Origin of the sequence: Stenotrophomonas sp. 2694 (assembly GCF_040548715.1) — a bacterium.
Taxonomy (GTDB): domain Bacteria; phylum Pseudomonadota; class Gammaproteobacteria; order Xanthomonadales; family Xanthomonadaceae; genus Stenotrophomonas; species Stenotrophomonas indicatrix.
In genome coordinates this window covers 216,193-233,041 of sequence record NZ_JBEPSG010000002.1, presented here as the reverse complement: position 1 = coordinate 233,041, position 16,849 = coordinate 216,193, and the positions used below count along the sequence as shown (strand labels likewise).

General features: G+C 65.1%; 13 protein-coding genes and 1 tRNA gene. 3 read left to right on the top strand and 11 right to left on the bottom strand.

The annotated features are described in order from the left end of the window. Nucleotides 1-68: 68 nt before the first annotated feature. The 3 genes from ABIA73_RS03825 to radA form a co-directional block, all read right to left on the bottom strand. A complete protein-coding gene (locus ABIA73_RS03825; RefSeq protein ID WP_223482133.1) occupies nucleotides 69-2,375 on the bottom strand; it encodes a tetratricopeptide repeat protein in 2,307 nt (768 codons plus the stop codon). A gap of 51 nt (nucleotides 2,376-2,426) precedes the next feature. Further along, the gene (locus ABIA73_RS03820) at nucleotides 2,427-4,283 is read right to left on the bottom strand and encodes an ATP-binding protein (RefSeq protein WP_080149397.1); all 1,857 of its coding nucleotides are present in this window, start codon (nucleotides 4,281-4,283) and stop codon (nucleotides 2,427-2,429) included. A gap of 133 nt (nucleotides 4,284-4,416) precedes the next feature. Continuing rightward, nucleotides 4,417-5,793 carry a DNA repair protein RadA gene (gene radA, locus ABIA73_RS03815; protein WP_025873829.1) on the bottom strand — a complete coding sequence of 459 codons (1,377 nt, stop codon included), beginning with the start codon at nucleotides 5,791-5,793 and terminating at the stop codon, nucleotides 4,417-4,419. A 148-nt stretch (nucleotides 5,794-5,941) separates the two neighbouring features. Here radA and ABIA73_RS03810 point away from each other — a divergent pair, with 148 nt between their 5' ends. Then, a complete protein-coding gene (locus ABIA73_RS03810) occupies nucleotides 5,942-7,999 on the top strand; it encodes a putative bifunctional diguanylate cyclase/phosphodiesterase (RefSeq protein WP_354275451.1) in 2,058 nt (685 codons plus the stop codon). Nucleotides 8,000-8,210: 211 nt separating this feature from the next. Here the strand turns inward: ABIA73_RS03810 and cyoD are convergent, their stop codons facing one another. The 4 genes from cyoD to cyoA are packed head-to-tail and all read right to left on the bottom strand — an operon-like array spanning nucleotide 8,211 to nucleotide 12,230. Next, nucleotides 8,211-8,552 carry a cytochrome o ubiquinol oxidase subunit IV gene (cyoD, locus tag ABIA73_RS03805; RefSeq protein ID WP_025873831.1) on the bottom strand — a complete coding sequence of 114 codons (342 nt, stop codon included), beginning with the start codon at nucleotides 8,550-8,552 and terminating at the stop codon, nucleotides 8,211-8,213. Beyond that, nucleotides 8,552-9,190: a cytochrome o ubiquinol oxidase subunit III gene (gene cyoC, locus ABIA73_RS03800; RefSeq protein WP_176021359.1), complete on the bottom strand. Its 639-nt coding sequence runs from the start codon at nucleotides 9,188-9,190 to the stop codon at nucleotides 8,552-8,554. The genes cyoD and cyoC overlap by 1 nt, the downstream gene beginning before the upstream one ends. Further along, nucleotides 9,187-11,184 carry a cytochrome o ubiquinol oxidase subunit I gene (gene cyoB, locus ABIA73_RS03795; RefSeq protein ID WP_025873833.1) on the bottom strand — a complete coding sequence of 666 codons (1,998 nt, stop codon included), beginning with the start codon at nucleotides 11,182-11,184 and terminating at the stop codon, nucleotides 9,187-9,189. The genes cyoC and cyoB overlap by 4 nt, the downstream gene beginning before the upstream one ends. A 2-nt stretch (nucleotides 11,185-11,186) precedes the next feature. After that, nucleotides 11,187-12,230 (bottom strand): ubiquinol oxidase subunit II, encoded by a 1,044-nt coding sequence (gene cyoA, locus ABIA73_RS03790; protein WP_223482131.1) that lies wholly within the window; start codon nucleotides 12,228-12,230, stop codon nucleotides 11,187-11,189. A gap of 810 nt (nucleotides 12,231-13,040) precedes the next feature. Here cyoA and ABIA73_RS03785 point away from each other — a divergent pair. Together ABIA73_RS03785 and ABIA73_RS03780 are read left to right on the top strand one after the other, a co-directional pair. Beyond that, nucleotides 13,041-13,409 (top strand): hypothetical protein, encoded by a 369-nt coding sequence (locus tag ABIA73_RS03785; protein ID WP_025873835.1) that lies wholly within the window; start codon nucleotides 13,041-13,043, stop codon nucleotides 13,407-13,409. Nucleotides 13,410-13,456: 47 nt separating this feature from the next. Next, complete coding sequence (locus tag ABIA73_RS03780; RefSeq protein WP_133119320.1) at nucleotides 13,457-13,726, top strand: hypothetical protein; 270 nt, start codon at nucleotides 13,457-13,459, stop codon at nucleotides 13,724-13,726. 322 nt (nucleotides 13,727-14,048) lie between these two features. Here ABIA73_RS03780 and ABIA73_RS03775 read toward each other — a convergent pair whose 3' ends face one another. The 4 genes from ABIA73_RS03775 to ABIA73_RS03760 all read right to left on the bottom strand — a co-directional run bounded on the left by ABIA73_RS03775 (nucleotide 14,049) and on the right by ABIA73_RS03760 (nucleotide 16,753). Continuing rightward, nucleotides 14,049-14,363, bottom strand: coding sequence for a DUF5076 domain-containing protein (locus ABIA73_RS03775; RefSeq protein WP_227417111.1), 315 nt, complete (start codon nucleotides 14,361-14,363; stop codon nucleotides 14,049-14,051). A gap of 7 nt (nucleotides 14,364-14,370) precedes the next feature. Next, complete coding sequence (locus ABIA73_RS03770) at nucleotides 14,371-15,225, bottom strand: RHS repeat-associated core domain-containing protein (RefSeq protein WP_263929740.1); 855 nt, start codon at nucleotides 15,223-15,225, stop codon at nucleotides 14,371-14,373. Between the two features lie 363 nt (nucleotides 15,226-15,588). Next, nucleotides 15,589-15,664: transfer RNA gene (locus ABIA73_RS03765), tRNA-Thr, on the bottom strand. An 84-nt stretch (nucleotides 15,665-15,748) separates the two neighbouring features. After that, on the bottom strand, nucleotides 15,749-16,753 hold the full coding sequence (locus ABIA73_RS03760; RefSeq protein WP_263929741.1) for a 2-hydroxyacid dehydrogenase: 1,005 nt from the start codon (nucleotides 16,751-16,753) through the stop codon (nucleotides 15,749-15,751). Nucleotides 16,754-16,849: the final 96 nt, after the last annotated feature.

The following is a 16,849-nucleotide window of genomic DNA, read 5'->3' as shown; positions in this document are numbered from 1 at the left end:
CCGCTGGCCGGCAACGCGTGATTCCATGGGGTTGCCGGCCAGCGGCTGGCACCCCCGATATCGGCGGATTACAACCCGTACCGTTCGATCGCGTCCAGATGCGGCTGGCGGTCCTGGTCGCAGGCCTCGGCCAGGCGCAGCCAGCAGTGTGGATGTGCCCAATCCGCCGTGGCCTGCTGCAGGAAGCGGTGCAGCGCCAGCGGCGCATGGTCCTGCGGCTGGGCGACGGTGAACAACAGGCCCGGCAACGTCCCGTCTTCCGCATCCGGATCGGTCACGGTGTAGTCCGCACGGCTGTGCGACCACACCTTCCAGCCCTGTCCCTCGGCTGCCTCCACGAAAGCGTTCCATGCCTCCTCGCCCGGGTGCGCGCCGTCGACCAGCCAGCTGCGCGCGAAACCACCCCGCTCCAGCACATGCACCTGCGCATAGGTCGGAATGAAGTGCTCGCGCTCCGCTTCGTCCTCTGGTGCGGGGTGTACCAGGCCGGCGTCGAACACCACCCAGTCCCCCACCTGCTGCGCGCGGTTGGCCGGTGCGTTCTCGACGATGCGCGCGGTCACCGGGCCGCTGCGGCGGGCGTAGTACTCCATCGGCTCGCCGCCTTCTTCGCTGCGGATGATCACCCAGCCCCAGGGCTCTTCGACCACACCCTGCTGGCTGGACAGTTCCATGCCGATTGCTGCCGCCGAGCGGCGCACCGCATCCCAGTCGCGCGCCGCACTGGCCGCACTCATATGGTCCCAATGCGCGGCACTGGGCTCTTCCAGCAGTTCCACCAGCTGCGCATAGCAGGCCTGTGCTTCGCTGAAGCGGCCGGTCTCCATGTACATGCGGGCAAGCGTCCCGCGTGCGCCGTTCGAACCTGGCGACAACGCCAGCAATGCCTGCGCGGCCTGTTCCAGTGCAGGCCAGTCGGACGCGCGCCGTGCACGCTGCACCTCGCACCAGTGCGCGAACACCGGCACGCTGTCGCGGTAGGTCGCGGCCAGCCTGCGCAGGCCATCATCATCGCCCTGCTCGGCCAGCCAACGCATCAGCGTGTAGGCCGCCGCGCCGTCTTCCTGCGCGTGGCCGCGCACGAAGTCCCACAGCAGCGCCTGCGCTTCGCTCTTCGCGCCACAGGCATGCAGCGCCGAGGCGGCAACTTCGGCCAGCGCGCCGTCGTCCGGCCGCTCGGCGTGCGCCTGCAGCAGCCACTGCGCTTCGCGCTCGGGATCGCGCGACTGGTTCTGTTCGCCCTGCGCTTCCAGCCACGCCAGCAGCTCATCGGCAGGCACCGGCAGCGGCGCCATCTGCGGCAGCGCTTCGATGCGTGCCGCCAGACCGGCCACCAGCGCGGCCGCGCCACGGTCCTGGCGCAGCTGCGCCAGATGGGTGCGGGCCAGACCCAGCTGGCGCTGCGCCACCCAGCGTGCACCGCGCTGCAGGGCCAGCTCCAGGCTCAACGCGGCGATCTCGATCACCAGGCGATGCGCGCCGACAGCGGCGAAGTGTTCGATGATCGTGTTGAAGCGCGTTCCCAGATCCCAGGTGTTGCGGGCGGCATCACGGCTGCACAGTGTCGAAGCGGTATTGGCCCACAACCGCCAGTGATTCGGCGTCAGCTCGCTCCAGGGCACCAGCTGCTGCAGCGCCTCTTCATCGCGCCCCAGCTGGGCCAGTGCCCAGGCCTTGGACAGCCGGCGCGGCACCGTGCAGTTGGCAGGCTCGTATTCGCCCGCAGCGGCCACTTCGGCTTCGCGCTTCTCGATCAGCGCCAGCGCTTCCTGCGCACGGCCGCTGGCCAGCAGGATCTTGATCTGCATTTCAGGGAAGCTGTCGAACACTTCCTTGCCGCGCGCCTGGATCGCCGCCGCCTGCACCTGCAGGTAATCCAGCGCGTCCTGGCCGCGGCCGTCGTCCAGCAGCGCGTCGGCCTTCTCGCAGCTCAGGCACTGGAAGCAGGCCCAGCTCGGGTCGATGCGGCCCAGCGTCTCGTCGCAGACCTCGATGCGTTCGGGCACCCAGCCCGGACCATCGATGTTGCCGTAGCAGGCGGCAAGATCCTGGGTGACGCAGATCGACTGCGGGCAGTCCAGGGTATCGGCACGGTGTGCGCGCTCGAACAGCGCCACCGACTCGCCCAGCGCGCTTTCGCCTTCCACGCGGTTGCCGACGCGGTTGCGCAGCGCCCAATGGCCGACATAGACGTCGACCCAGGGGTTGTCCAGCGCCTTGCCCAGCGCGCGCGCTTCGGGCAGCAGTGCATCGACGCGGTCGACCTGCAGTTCACTGACTTCATCGGCAAGGCGGGTCAGCAGGTGGGCGTTCTGCGCCTGGCCTGCCTGGCGCAGGTCTTCCTGCAGTTTTTCGACCCAGTTCCAGATATCCATGGGGGTAATGCTCCTGTCTAGCGAAGGCTGGATGAGAGGGGATAGCGGTGCTCAGCGCAGCATCTGCTGCAGGGCACCGGCAATGTCGGTAAATGCACCATTGAGATCGGGGCCCGGCGTCGCCGCGCTCTGCTGCAGCGGCCGGCCCTGTGCGGACACGATGATCTTCAGCGAGCGCAGCAGGCGCGCTGCCGCCCCGGCCTGCGGGTGGCCCTCGCGCTGGGCCTGCAGCAACGCCTGCACCGCTGGATTGTCCAGGTTGAGGTACAGCCGCGACGGCGCACGCGCCTCGATGCGCGCGGTGAACTGGCGCGCCAGCCGCAGTGCCGCCATCGATACGCGCTTGTCGTTCTCGTCGTCTTCCAGGCGCTGCTTCAGTTCGGCCTCGCGGTCGGGCACCACCACCACCGGCAGCGCCTCGGGGCTGAACCGCGCCGGCAGCAGCTGTTCGCCGTCGCCCAGGTGTTCGCGCAGCCAGGCCAGCTGCGTATCGTCAAGGCTGTCGTCGGTGCGGAACAGTGCGCGGTTGCCCTGCTCGGTACCCAGTTCGACCAGGCGCAGGCCCTTGGCCTGGGCCCAGCGCCGCAGGAACGGCACCACCGCGTAGCGATGACCATGCGCGACCGGCACGCCCATCGCGCGGAACAGCATTTCCTCGAAGCCACCACCGTTGTCGAGGATCACATGCACTGCGCCGCGCGCCGGCAACGCGCTGGCCGGCAGGTCACCCTGCGAAGTCGGCACGCGCACGTGTTCCAGCAGCAGGTCGAACAGGCGCTCATCGCACAGCGCCGCGCCCAGCAGGGCTTCATTGTGGCGGCTGAGCACGCGGCGCCAGGCTTCGGGCTGCTGCCGGGCGACGTCGGCCAGGCCATCGATCAGCGCTTCCAGCAGGGCGTGCTGCACGGCGCGATAGTGGTCATCGCGCTGCAGGTCCTCGCGGCTGGCGGTCGGGGTCAGCTTCGACGATTCGATCACCCCGCCGATGAAACCGGCCCAAGGCGGCAGCAGGTCGCGCGCATCGTCGTCCAGCAGCATGCCGCGCACGAACACCGACAGGTTGCGGTTGTCGCTGGTGCCGTAGGTGGCACCGTCCTGCACCCAGAGCATGCCGACGGCGTCGCTGCTGCCATCGGGCTGCAGCGGCATCGTCACGATGGGCTCGAAATCGTGTTCGAAACGGGCCGCGAACTGCTGCGCCTGGCGGCGTGCCTGCACCGGATGCAGGGCGACGTCACCCTGCCCGCGCCACGGCGGCGGTTCGGGATTGATCGCGGCCGTCGCCGCACCGATGAAGATCGGCTCGGACAGCAGCGCGCAGTAGCGGCCCAGCACCTCGTGCAGGCGCGCTTCGTTGGCCAGCGGCAGGAAGTCCGGATGCAGCTCCAGCTCGACCTCGGTGCCGATCGCGCGCGCCGGCACTTCGCTGACGGTGTACTGCTCGGCGTTGCTGGACACGTACAGGTGGCCCAGCTGCGGCGCCTGGTACGAGGTGGTGCGCACGCTGACACGGCGCGCCAATACGAAGGCCGACAGGAAACCCAGGCCGAACATGCCGATCAGGCCTTCATCGTCCTCGCCGTCCTGGCGCAGGCCCCGGGTGTAGCCGACACCGACCGTGGCCAGGTAATCGTGGATTTCCTGCCGGGTCAGGCCGGCACCGGTATCGGTGATGCGCAGCACACCGGCGGCGACATCGACCTGCACGTCGATGCGCGACACACTCTGGATGCCGGGCTGCTCGATGCGGCGACGGATGATCGAATCGTGCGCGTTCTGCACAAGCTCGCGCAGCGCCACCATCGGCGTGGAATACAGGTGCTTGCCCAGCACCGTCATCAGTCCATTGAGATCGACCCCGGCGCGGCGGATTTCGGCGGCGGGGGTGCTGAACATCGGGTCCTGCATGTAAACGATTACTCCTTGCCACGGAAAGGCGCCAGGGGGCGCCTTCGTCGAGCCGGGAAAACTAGCACAGGCTGGCTGACCGCTGCTGTGCCGTCGGCTGCATCTGCAGGTCCGAGCACGGACCCGACCCCGGTCACGCCGCGTCGATGGCCTCGGACAGGCGTTCGACCGCGATCACTTCCATGCCCTTCACCGAGCCGCCCTTGGGGGCATTGGCCTTGGGCACGATGGCGCGCTTGAAACCGTGGGTCGCCGCCTCCCGCAGGCGGTCCTCGCCGTTGGGCACCGGCCGGATTTCACCGGACAGGCCGACTTCGCCGAACGCGATGGTCTTCTCGGCCAGCGGACGGTCCTGCAGCGAGGACAGCACCGCCAGCAGCACCGGCAGGTCGGCGGCGGTCTCCTGCACGCGGATGCCGCCGACCACGTTGACGAACACGTCCTGGTCGCCGACCAGCACGCCGCCATGCCGATGCAGCACCGCCAGCAGCATGGCCAGGCGGTTCTGCTCCAGCCCCACCGCCACGCGGCGCGGATTGGACAGCGGCGAGGCGTCGACCAGCGCCTGCACTTCCACCAGCAGCGGCCGGGTGCCCTCGCGGGTAACCATCACGCAGCTGCCCGGCTGGTGCGTGCTGGCACCGGAAAGGAAGATCGCCGACGGATTGGAGACCTCCTTCAGGCCCTTGTCGCCCATCGCGAACACGCCCAGCTCGTTGACCGCACCAAAGCGGTTCTTGAACGCGCGCAGCAGGCGGAAGCGGCTGCCACTCTCGCCCTCGAAATACAGCACGGCATCGACCATGTGCTCCAGCACGCGCGGGCCGGCGATGCCGCCTTCCTTGGTCACATGGCCGACCAGGAACACGGCGGTTCCGGTTTCCTTGGCGAAACGCACCAGCCGTGCGGCACTCTCGCGCACCTGGCTGACCGAACCGGGCGCGGCGGTCAGCGTCTCGGTCCAGAGGGTCTGTACCGAATCGGCCACGATCAGCCGCGGCCCACTCTTGGTGGCGTGCTGCAGGATGGATTCGACACCGGTCTCGGCCAGCGCGTTGACGCCCTCCAGCGGCAGCTCCAGCCGATGCGCGCGGCCGGCGACCTGGGCCAGTGATTCTTCACCGGTGACGTAGAGCACCGGCAGGACCGCAGCCATCTTCGCCACCGCCTGCAGCAGCAGGGTGGATTTGCCGATGCCCGGATCACCACCGACCAGCACCACCGCGCCCTCGACCAGGCCGCCGCCGAGCACGCGGTCGAATTCACCGATGCCAGTGCTGACCCGGTTGTGTTCGGTCTGCGCCACGTCCTTCAGTGCGGTGATCTTCGGCGGGTCGATCTTGCCCGCCCAGCCGGCACGGCGCGAGGCGGGCGCCTTGGCCGCCGCAGCGCTCTCAAGGACGATTTCCGACAGCGAGTTCCAGGCATTGCACTCGGTGCACTGGCCTTGCCACTTGCTGTATTCGGCGCCGCATTCATTGCAGACATACGCGGTGCGGGCTTTGGCCATCGGAGATTTCCTGCAGGGGCAACGAGCGTGGCAGGATAGCCGAGCCGGGTCGCAGCTGCTGCGACCACTCAAGTCCCACCCGTCGGTGCCGATAGCGGTGGCGGGCGTGCGCCTTGCGGGCGCCCCTCCCTCCTCCTCTGGATTCAACATGACTGGTAGTTACAGTCAGAGCCTGGTCGCCATCTCGTTGCTGGTGGCCATGCTGGCATCGTATACCGCGCTGGATATGGCCGGCCGCCTGGCCACGGCCCAGGGCCGGGTCGCCCGCTGGTGGCTGGCCGGCGGTGCCGCCGCGATGGGCCTGGGCATCTGGTCGATGCACTTCATCGCGATGCTGGCCTTCAAGCTGCCGGTTCCGGTCGGTTACGACCTGGCGATCACCCTGTATTCGCTGGCGGTGTCGATCGTCGCGTCGGCCTATGCGCTGTGGCTGGTGTCGCGCCCCAGCCTGCCGTTGCAGCGGCTGGCCGCGGGTGCGGTGCTGATGGGACTGGGTATCGCCGCCATGCACTACCTGGGCATGGCCGCCATGCGCATGCAGCCTGGTATCGATTACCACCCCGGCTGGTTTGCCGCGTCGATCGCAGTGGCCATCGCTGCCGCCGGTGCAGCGTTGTGGATTGCCTTCCGGCTGCGCGTGGAACAGCGCAACACGGTGCGCCTGCGGATGCTGGCGTCGCTGGTGATGGGCCTGGCCATCGTCGGCATGCACTACACCGGCATGGCCGCCGCGCGCTTCCCGCCAGGCAGCGTCTGCGGCGCCATCGGCAGCGGCGGCATCGATCCCCGCTGGCTGGCAGTGCTGGTGATCGTGACCACCCTGGCCACGCTCGGCATCGCCCTGGTGGCCTCGCTGTTCGACCGCCAGATGCGCGTGCGCACCGGCCTGCTGGCCGATTCCCTGGCACACGCCAACGACAAGCTGATCCAGGCCGCACTGCACGATCCGCTGACCCAGCTGCCGAACCGCATGCTGCTGCAGGATCGCATCGAGCAGGCCATCGAGAAGGCGCAACGCCGCCAGCAGTCGGTGGCGGTGATGTTCTGCGACCTGGATGGCTTCAAGGCCGTCAACGATGCCTATGGCCACCAGCTGGGTGACCGCCTGCTGGTCGCGGTGGCCCAGCGCCTGGGCGCGCAGCTGCGCCCGCAGGACACCCTCGCCCGCCTCGGCGGCGACGAGTTCGTGATCGTGCTGGCCATCGATGCACCTGATGATGCGGCGGTGGTCGCCGAGCGGGTGATCGCCGCGGCCGGTGAACCGTTCGTGCTGGACGCTGCCGAACTGCAGGTTACCGCCAGCCTGGGCATTGCCCTGTATCCGGACGATGCCAGCGACGAACGCGAGTTGATGGCACATGCCGATGCGGCGATGTACCACACCAAGGAAACCGGCCGGAACGGCTACACCTTCTTCATTCCCTCGATGCAGCTCAGTGCCAACCGCCAGCTGCGGCTGCTGCAGGACCTGCGCAAGGCGATCGCGCGCAACGAGCTGCTGCTGCACTACCAGCCGAAATTCCCGGCGGCCGATGCACCGGCCACCGGCGCCGAGGCGCTGCTGCGCTGGCAGCACCCGGAACTGGGCCTGCTGGCGCCGGACGTGTTCATTCCCATCGCCGAGCGCAGCGGCCTGATCCTGCCGATCGGCGACTGGGTGCTGGACCAGGCGTGCGCGCAGCTGCGCGCCTGGCATGACGGCGGACACAGCCATTGGACGATGGCGGTGAACCTGTCGCCGCTGCAGTTCGCCTCGCCGGCCCTGCTTGAAAGCGTGCGTTCGGTCCTGCAGCGGCATCGCATCGACCCGGCGCGGCTGACCCTGGAGATCACCGAAACCACGGCGATGAAGGATGTCGAGGCCAGCCTGGCGATCCTCAACGATCTGACCGCGATGGGCGTGCACATCGCCATCGATGATTTCGGTACCGGCTATTCCAGCCTGCTGTACCTCAAGCGCATGCCGGCCACCGAGCTGAAGATCGACCGGGCGTTCGTGCATGACCTTGAACGCAATGACGAAGATTCCGCCATCGTGTCCTCGATCATCGCGCTGGGCCGTACCCTGCAGCTGCAGGTGGTGGCCGAGGGCGTGGAGACCCAGGCCCAGCGCGATTACCTGAGCGAGCTGGGCTGCGACCAGCTGCAGGGTTACCACCTGGGGCGGCCGATGGAGGCCGAGGAATTCCTGCGCAAGGTGGGTTGAGAGGCAACTGCATCCACGCATGGCGTGGATCTACTGCTTCCTCCGGTGCATTGAACGGCAACCGCATCCACGCATGGCGTGGATCTACTGTGCGGGGACTTCGCGGTGACTGGTAGATCCACGCCATGCGTGGATGCGTTCCCCGCGATCGCGCAACAAACAAAAAGGCCGCCCGGGGGCGGCCTTTCTGCGTGGCAACGTCGCGAAGACGTCAGTGCATCATGTGCACGTTCATGTTGTGCATGACCCACAGGGTACCGACCACGATGATGCCGATCACCACCACGGTGAAGGCCGCAGCGTTGACGTTCCAGCGGCTCTCCGACGAGCGGTCCAGGTGCAGGAAGAACACCAGGTGGACCAGCATCTGCAGCACCGCGGTGATGGCGATCACCACACCGTTGACGGTGCGCGAGAAATCACCCGACATCACCATGTAGAACGGGATGACGGTCAGCACCACCGCCAGCACGAAGCCGATCAGGTACGACTTCACGGTGCCGTGGCTTTCGCCGCCGGCGGCGTGGTCGTGTGCATGGTTGTCATGTGCCATTACAGCGCTCCATTGAGGTAGACGACGGAGAACACGCCGATCCAGATCAGGTCCAGGAAGTGCCAGAACAGGCTCAGGCACGCCATGCGGGTCTTGTTGGTCGGGGTCAGGCCGTACTTCTTCAGCTGCACGAACATCACCAGCAGCCACAGCAGGCCGGCGCTGACGTGCAGGCCGTGGGTACCGACCAGGGCGAAGAACGCCGACAGGAACGCACTGCGGTCCGGACCGTAGCCCTGATGGATCAGGTGCTGGAATTCATAGACTTCCATGCACATGAAGCCGAAGCCCAGCAGCCAGGTGATGCCCAGCCACAGGAACATCTGGCCGACCTGCTTGCGGTGCATGGAAATCATGCCCAGGCCGAAGGTCAGCGACGAGGTCAGCAGCAGCGCGGTTTCCCACGCCACGAACGGCAGCTCGAACAGGTCCTTCGCGCCGGGGCCACCATCGGTGCCGCCGGCCAGCACCACGTAGGTGGCAAACAGCGAGGCGAAGATGAGGCAGTCGCTCATCAGGTACACCCAGAAACCGAAGACGGTGTTGCCGCCGGTGTCGTGGTGCTCGTGGTCGTCATGGCCATGGGCCGCCGCGTGTGCGGCGTGCCCATGGTTCACGGTCGAGGTATTGGTGCTCATGCCTTCAGCTCCGACTTCACCAGGCCCTGGGCTTCCAGGTGCTTGCGGTGTTCGTTCTCGATGCGTTCCACCTCGGCAGCCGGGACCCAGTAGTCCACGTCCTGGTCGAAGGTGCGGTAGATGAACGTGGCGATCATGCCGACGAAGCCGATGATGGCCAGCCACCAGATGTGCCAGATCATCGCAAAGCCGAACACCAGGCTGAAGGCGCCGATGACAACGCCGGTGCCGGTGTTGCGCGGCATGTGGATGTCGGTGTACTTGGCCGGCTTCGGCCAGGCTTCACCACGCTGCTTGCGCTCCCAGAAATCGTCCAGCTCGGTGACTTCCGGCAGGGTGCCGAAGTTGTAGAAGGCCGGCGGCGAAGAGGTTTCCCACTCCAGCGTACGGGCATCCCACGGGTCGCCGGTCAGGTCGGCGGTCTTCTTGCGGTCGCGGATCGACACGGCCACCTGGATGATCTGGCACAGGATGCCGGCACCCACGATGAAGGCGCCCACAGCGGCCACCAGCAGGAACGGCTCGTAGGCCGGGTTGACGGTGCTCTGCAGACGACGGGTCATGCCCATGAAGCCCAGCACGTACATCGGCATGAAGGTCACATAGAAGCCGATGAACCAGCACCAGAACGCGCACTTGCCCCAGAACTCGTTGAGGCGGAAGCCGAACATCTTCGGCCACCAGTAGGTGATGCCGGCGAACATGCCGAACACCACGCCGCCGATGATGACGTTGTGGAAGTGGGCGATCAGGAACAGGCTGTTGTGCAGCACGAAGTCGATGGCCGGGATCGCCAGCATCACGCCGGTCATGCCGCCGATGGTGAAGGTGACCATGAAGCCGATGGTCCACAGCACGGGCGTGGTGAACTGCACGCGACCGCGGAACATGGTGAACAGCCAGTTGAAGATCTTCACGCCGGTGGGGATGGAGATGATCATCGTCGTGATGCCGAAGAAGGCATTGACGTTGGCACCCGAGCCCATGGTGAAGAAGTGGTGCAGCCACACGATGAACGACAGCACGCCGATGCAGGCGGTGGCGTAGACCATGCCCTTGTAGCCGAACAGGGCCTTGCGCGAGAAGGTCGCGATGACCTCGGAGAACACGCCGAAGGCCGGCAGCACCAGGATATAGACTTCCGGGTGGCCCCAGATCCAGATCAGGTTGATGTACAGCATGGCGTTGCCGCCACCGTCATTGGTGAAGAAGTGCGTACCCAGGTAACGGTCCAGGGTCAGCAGCACCAGGGTGATGGTCAGCACCGGGAAGGCGGCGACGATCAGCACGTTGGTCACCAGAGCGGTCCAGGTGAAGACCGGCATCTGCATGAGCTTCATGCTCGGGGTGCGCATCTTGAGGATGGTGATGAAGAAGTTGATACCACTCAACGTGGTACCCAGACCCGCCACCTGTAGTCCCCATATGTAGTAGTCCATACCTACATTGTTGCTGTACTCGATGCCCGACAACGGCGGGAACGCCAGCCAGCCGGTGGCGGCGAATTCACCGATCCACAGCGACAGCATGATCAGCACCGCACCGGACACGAACAGCCAGAAGCTGAGCGAGTTCACGAACGGGAACGCGACGTCGCGCGCACCGATCTGCAGCGGCACGGCCAGGTTCATCAGGCCGGTGATCAGCGGCATCGCCACGAAGAAGATCATGATCACGCCGTGGGCGGTGAAGATCTGGTCGTAGTGGTGCGGCGGCAGGTAACCCTCGGACCCGCCGACGGCGATGGCCTGCTGGGTACGCATCATGATCGCGTCGGAGAAACCGCGCAGCAGCATGACGAAGGCGACGATGATGTACATCACGCCGATCTTCTTGTGATCCACCGAGGTGAACCACTCCTTCCACAGATAGCCCCACAGCTTGAACTTGGTGATCAGGGCCATCACGCCCAGGCCACCCAGCACCGCACCGACCAGGGTGGTCAGCACGATTGGATCGTGGGGGATCGACTCAAGAGAGAGTTTTCCCAACATGTTCATTCTCCCGAACCCATGTGGCCTTCATGGCCAGCGTGTTCGTGTTCTTCGGTGGCATCCAGGTTCTTCCCGGATTCCTTGGCATCATGCGCGTCGCTCGGGGCGTGCCCCTCGTGCGCTTCATGGCTGGACGCATCGGCAGCAGCCGCACCCGCATGGGAATGCTTCATGCCGTAGTGCTTGTTGTCGCCCATGTGCTTGGCGATGACCCAGTCGAACAGGTTGTCTTCAACCTTGCCGAAGTAGGTGACCGGATACCACTCGGAATTCTTCGCTTCACCCAGCGCCTTGAACGAGGCCTTGTCCAGGCTCTGCTGGCCGGCACGGACCTGGTCCAGCCACTGGCGGTACTGCGCATCGGTGACCGAGTAGGCAGTGAAATGCATCTTGGCGAAGCCTGCACCGCTGTAGTGCGAAGACATGCCCGGGAATTCACCGGTCTCGTTGGCGATCAGGTGGAGCTTGGTCTCCATCGCCGCCATCGAATAGATCATGCTGCCCAGGTGCGGGATGAAGAACGCATTCATCACCGTATCGGAGGTGATCTCGAAGTTCAGCGGGGTGTTGACCGGGAACTTGATCTCGTTGACGACCGCGACCTTCTCTTCCGGATAGATGAACAGCCACTTCCAGTCCAGCGAGATCGCCTGGATGGTGACCGGCTTGACGTCCGATTCCAGGGGCTTGTACGGATCCAGCGCGTGCGAGGACCGCCAGGTCAGCACCGCCAGGACCAGCACGATCATGCAGGGGATCGACCACACCACCACCTCGATCGCCGTCGAGTGGGACCACTTCGGCTCATAGCGGGCCTTGGTGTTGGAGGCGCGATACTTCCACGCGAAGGTCAGGGTCATGATGATGACCGGGATGACGACCAGCAGCATGAGCACGGTGGCCGTGATCAGCAGTGTCTTTTCATCCTGGCCGATCTGGCCCTTCGGACTGAGGATGGCCACGGCATCGCAGCCGGTGAGCATCACCAGCAATGCGAGCAGCAGGCCCGGGCGCAACCAGCGCCCAAGGGTTTTCAACGGAATCATCGGTCGATCCAATTGCGAGGGAATGCCGTTCCCCGTCCTGCCCGCACCGGCCAAAGCCGGGCCCACCCGTCCAGAAGACAGGCAGGTGAGGTGGGGTCGAGTCAGCCTTTCAATTTTAGGCCGTCACCCACCATTTAAGAAAGGCATTGACAATGATCAAGCGCAGGAAAGGCCCGTATCTGGATGCGACACGTTGTCGCACCGCGCCAATGTTGCGGGCAGAACGCGCGGGGACGGCAGCGTAGCATCGGCCACGAGGCCGGCGAGGCGCCTCGTTCGGCACAGTCGACTGAACAGGTTCAGCCACGCTCTGCCCCAATGTCGGGCGAGGTTGGCGGTGTTGTCGCGATCGACGCGGGCTGGCGGCGAGTGCGGGCGCTGCGCCGCAGAAGCACTGCATGACGCATCCACTTGGCCGGCGCGCTGCGCGCCCCGGGAAACGCCTTGAAGGGCGGACATTTCGGGGCAACAGCCCGCATGTCAAAATAGGCGGGAAGCGTAAGACATCACTGGCCGCACCTGCTCCACAAGTGGCAGCAACGGCTGGGATGTGCACACCATGGCATGCCACTGAAAACGAGTGGCCGGGTCGGCAAAACCCGTTGCGTTGCTTGTGTTTACGCTTGTCAGCCGGCGCCACCTCTGCGTGGCGCCGGCTGGCAATCCGTTCGCGTTCCATGGCGGGCGGTGCGTGGGGGTGCGTGTTTGCACGCACCCACCGGGTTTGAGCAACGCTCCGGGTTTTGCCGCCACGCACCGTCCGCCACCTCCCCCGGTGGCGCTGCTGTCTGTCCTGCACGGAGCACTGCCATGCACGCATCGGAATATCTTGAACTGAATGCCCGCCATGACCCGGCCAATGCCGAGAGCCTGGGCGAGCCTGGAGCGGACCCCACCGCCTTCGTCTCCACGCTGCGCAGCATCCAGGCCGGCGCCGCCGCCGATGGGCGCCCGTGGCCGGAAATCCACCTGCGGCCAGGGCGCCGCATGGAATTGGCCGACGCCGACTGCGCGCTGGCCGGCCTGACCGTGGTGCAGGAGATGCTGTTGGCGGCCGAACGCACCCGGCAGAACGGCCCTTCCCACGAATACGTGGGCGAGCGCGTGATGGAGGGCATGATGATGGCTTGCCTTGCCCTTACTGCCCAGGTCACCGCCTGCCTGCACGTGCGCAGCTAGTGTTCGGCCGGTTCGGCAGGCGGGCGTTGGCGTGGGCCGCCTTGTTGATGGTCCTGGCACTGGGCCCGCTAGTCGCGCACAGCTATCGGCCGGAGGCCCGCATCAACGTCACCACCTATCGGGAGTTTTCCGATCTGGAGTTTCTGCAGCTGCAGGAGGATCTGCGCGTGCAGTTGCAGAGGGAAAGCGTGGCGGGCATGCCGGAATTCAACATGGTCAGCGCTGCGACGTATTTCGAGATCCGCCAAGGTGGAAAGCCCGTCCTTCTGGTGGACAACTCGGCAGGCCGTTTGCTGGTGATCGCGTTCGGGCAATAGCGTGGGTTGGTTTTGGAGTGCCTTCGGACGTATGGGCGAGGTCTTCACTCCAGACCGGGACTGACGGCCGACACGCATCAGCGGTGGGTTGATACAGGAGGCGTCAATCCATTCCCCGCATGACGCCATGCGTATCAAGCGGTGCGTCGGGTCGGGGCAATCTAATACGTGCGGCGTTCCCGCGTTGCCAGCCATGGGCTGGCACTACCGAGGCAGCGGATCAGCGGCCAAACAAAAAGCCCCGACCAGGGCCGGGGCTTTTCATGCAACTGGTGCCGGAAACAGGAGTCGAACCTGCGACCTACGCTACCACGAGCATCACTTAATGACGATCGATGAAACCACCTTTGATTGCAGGTGAATTCTTGCCAAGCTCATTATTGAAGCACTCCTGGATCTCACGAAGGGAGGCATGCGCATCAGCACCGTACCCTGTTTCCAGCGCGTTCGCCAGGTGCCGTGCAACGTCTGCCAAAATTCTTCCCCAGGCCCTTTCCTCAGGCACTTCAAACTGCTCTCTATACATTCCAACCTTCATGGAACAATGCAGCCCTTTTGCTGCAATCCAGACACGCAGCATCTCTACTGCATTCTCATCCTCGAAGGCTGCATCCGGAATGGGGCGTTCATTGATCACTTAGACGCTACCTCTCTGGTGGCCTGATATCTCGCTCCTCCCATCGAGAGGGAGCTACCTCATTTCGCTTGCTATCCAAATTTTCTTTGCCACCTCGATCATTTATAGCCTGCTGCTCTTGGTTCTGACGACCCGTCCCGTCGCCTTTGGAATAGCTTCCAATTCTTTCAGCGCCACTTCGGCCCCCTCCGTCGGAAGTATCGCGCTGCCTCCGCCCCATGTCATCCGTTGATCCGATGTAATCTTTGCCGGACTGGGTCTTGGATCCATCTACGCAATAGATACAGCCTTCGGACCTATCTGCATCACCAGGCTGTGCAGACGTGCCAGCATTGTTCGTTGAATCTGCGGCCTCATTTCTTTGGAAAAGCCTTTTTATGCCTCTATCTATCGCTTGCCCTGCCTGCTGACGTTGCTCAGGCGTCGTACCCAGATGGTAGACCGTCGCAACTGCAAGCGCACCGATTACAACCGGTGCAAGGATATTCGAATTGCGCCCATCCGGATCCGTGAACTTGTACGGATCACCGGTCGCATATCGATACCGATTGAACTGCCCAACGGGCTGTTCATACGCCGTCACCGGATCCACCGAGAGGAACACACCCAACTGCGGATCCATGTACCGCTGCTGCATGTAGCTCAGCCCGGTGGCCGAGTCACTCACATGCCCGGTATACCCCGGTCCGTCCGTGAATTGACCACCTACCACGGCGCCGTAGGGCTCGTAGTCATAGCGCTTGATCACGTTGTCGTTGGCATCGCTCTCGGCCACAACCGAGCCAAGCGCGTCCGTGTGGATGTACGTGACCGCTGTCTGGGCGATTGCGGCTGACGACAAGCCAAAGCCGATCAGCAGCACACAGCACAGCCAGGTGCCTAACGCTCCCCACTTCCTACTTCGATCTCCACATGCCCTAAAGCGGGCCGACACACCGCCTGCAGTTCCCCCGAACCTGTGCATCCTTCCAATCCCTGAAAGAGCCTTGAAGCAAGACTGGGTATTCATGGCACAGGAATGGCCGGCCGCGGTTGCCAGGTCAGGAACGGTGCCAGGACCCAAGCACTTGGGAAGCCGCTGGGTTGAGTGGGTCGCGCGGCTCGAAAATCCTGGGGTGCCAGCCATGGACTGGCACTACTGGAGGACCACGCATTCCGCCGGGCGTGGCCCGGCGCTACCAGAGCACAAAAAAGCCCCGACCAGGGCCGGGGCTTTTTGTACAACTGGTGCCGGAAATAGGAATCGAACCTACGACCTACGCATTACGAATGCGCCGCTCTACCAACTGAGCTATTCCGGCGAAGCAGGCAATTTTACGGTCGCCCTGCCCCTGCGGTCAATGCGGTCGTGACGATTGCCGTCAAACGCCCACCCGCCCGGGCTCTCAACCCGCCTCCACCCGGTTACCGCAGTCCCGCCCCGCCGCGAAATCGGCCAGGTTGCCCAGCGTGATCGCCGAGATCTCCTGCAGCGCCTCCACGGTGAAGAAGCCCTGGTGGCCGGTCACCAGCACGTTGGGGAAGGTCATCAGGCGCTGGAACGCCTCATCGTCGATGATCTCGCCCGACAGGTCCTGGAAGAACAGCGCGCTTTCCTGCTCGTAGACGTCGATGGCCAGGTGGCCCAGCCGGCGCGACTTCAGCGCGCGGATCACCGCATGGGTATCGACCAGGCCGCCACGCGAGGTGTTGACCAGCATCGCGCCGGGCTTCATCCGCGCCAGCGAGGCGTCGTCGATCAGGTGCTGGGTATCCGGGGTCAACGGGCAATGCAGCGAGACGATGTCCGAGCGCGAGAGCAGCTCGTCCAGTTCAACCATCGCGCCGATCCCGGCGAACGCCGGCGAGGGATACGGATCGTGCCCCAGCACGGTGCAGCCCATGCCGCGGAAGATGCGCGCGGTGGCCAACCCGATCTTGCCAGTACCGACGATGCCCACGGTCTTGCCATGCAGGGTGCGGCCGAGCAGGCCATCCAGCATGAAGTTGCCCTCACGCACGCGGTTGTAGGCGCGATGGGTGTGCCGGTTGAGGGTCATCACCAGCGCCAGTGCGTGCTCGGCCACCGCTTCCGGCGAGTAGGCGGGCACGCGGGCGACGAACAGGCCGAGCGCGTGCGCGCTGGCCAGGTCCACATTGTTGAAGCCGGCACAGCGCAGCAGCACCGCGCGTACGCCCAGTGCATGCAGGGCCTGCAGCACCGGTGCATCGAGCCTGTCGTTGACGAACACGCAGACGGCGGCGCAGTCCTGTGCCAGCGCGGCGGTGTGCACGTCCAGCGCCGCGTCGAAATACACGAACTGGAAATCCTGCCCTGCCCCCTCGTGCTGGTTGGCTTCCTCGAGAAAGCGGCGGTCGTAGGGACGGGCACTGAAAACGGCGATCTGCATGGCAAGGCCTGCGCGGAAATCCGCCACGACCATAGCGCACCCGCACACCGATGGGGATGGCACCGGCGGCGCGACGGCCGCCGGTGCCGGTACTGC

What these genes read in the sequence shown, in the direction of transcription:
- radA (WP_025873829.1), bottom strand. Translation starts at nt 5,793, where the DNA reads ATGGCCAAAGCCCGCACCGCGTATGTCTGCAATGAATGCGGCGCCGAA.
- ABIA73_RS03810 (WP_354275451.1), top strand. Translation starts at nt 5,942, where the DNA reads ATGACTGGTAGTTACAGTCAGAGCCTGGTCGCCATCTCGTTGCTGGTG.
- ABIA73_RS03820 (WP_080149397.1), bottom strand. Translation starts at nt 4,283, where the DNA reads ATGCAGGACCCGATGTTCAGCACCCCCGCCGCCGAAATCCGCCGCGCC.
- cyoD (WP_025873831.1), bottom strand. Translation starts at nt 8,552, where the DNA reads ATGGCACATGACAACCATGCACACGACCACGCCGCCGGCGGCGAAAGC.
- ABIA73_RS03760 (WP_263929741.1), bottom strand. Translation starts at nt 16,753, where the DNA reads ATGCAGATCGCCGTTTTCAGTGCCCGTCCCTACGACCGCCGCTTTCTC.
- cyoC (WP_176021359.1), bottom strand. Translation starts at nt 9,190, where the DNA reads ATGAGCACCAATACCTCGACCGTGAACCATGGGCACGCCGCACACGCG.
- cyoB (WP_025873833.1), bottom strand. Translation starts at nt 11,184, where the DNA reads ATGTTGGGAAAACTCTCTCTTGAGTCGATCCCCCACGATCCAATCGTG.
- ABIA73_RS03780 (WP_133119320.1), top strand. Translation starts at nt 13,457, where the DNA reads ATGGTCCTGGCACTGGGCCCGCTAGTCGCGCACAGCTATCGGCCGGAG.
- ABIA73_RS03785 (WP_025873835.1), top strand. Translation starts at nt 13,041, where the DNA reads ATGCACGCATCGGAATATCTTGAACTGAATGCCCGCCATGACCCGGCC.
- cyoA (WP_223482131.1), bottom strand. Translation starts at nt 12,230, where the DNA reads ATGATTCCGTTGAAAACCCTTGGGCGCTGGTTGCGCCCGGGCCTGCTG.
- ABIA73_RS03825 (WP_223482133.1), bottom strand. Translation starts at nt 2,375, where the DNA reads ATGGATATCTGGAACTGGGTCGAAAAACTGCAGGAAGACCTGCGCCAG.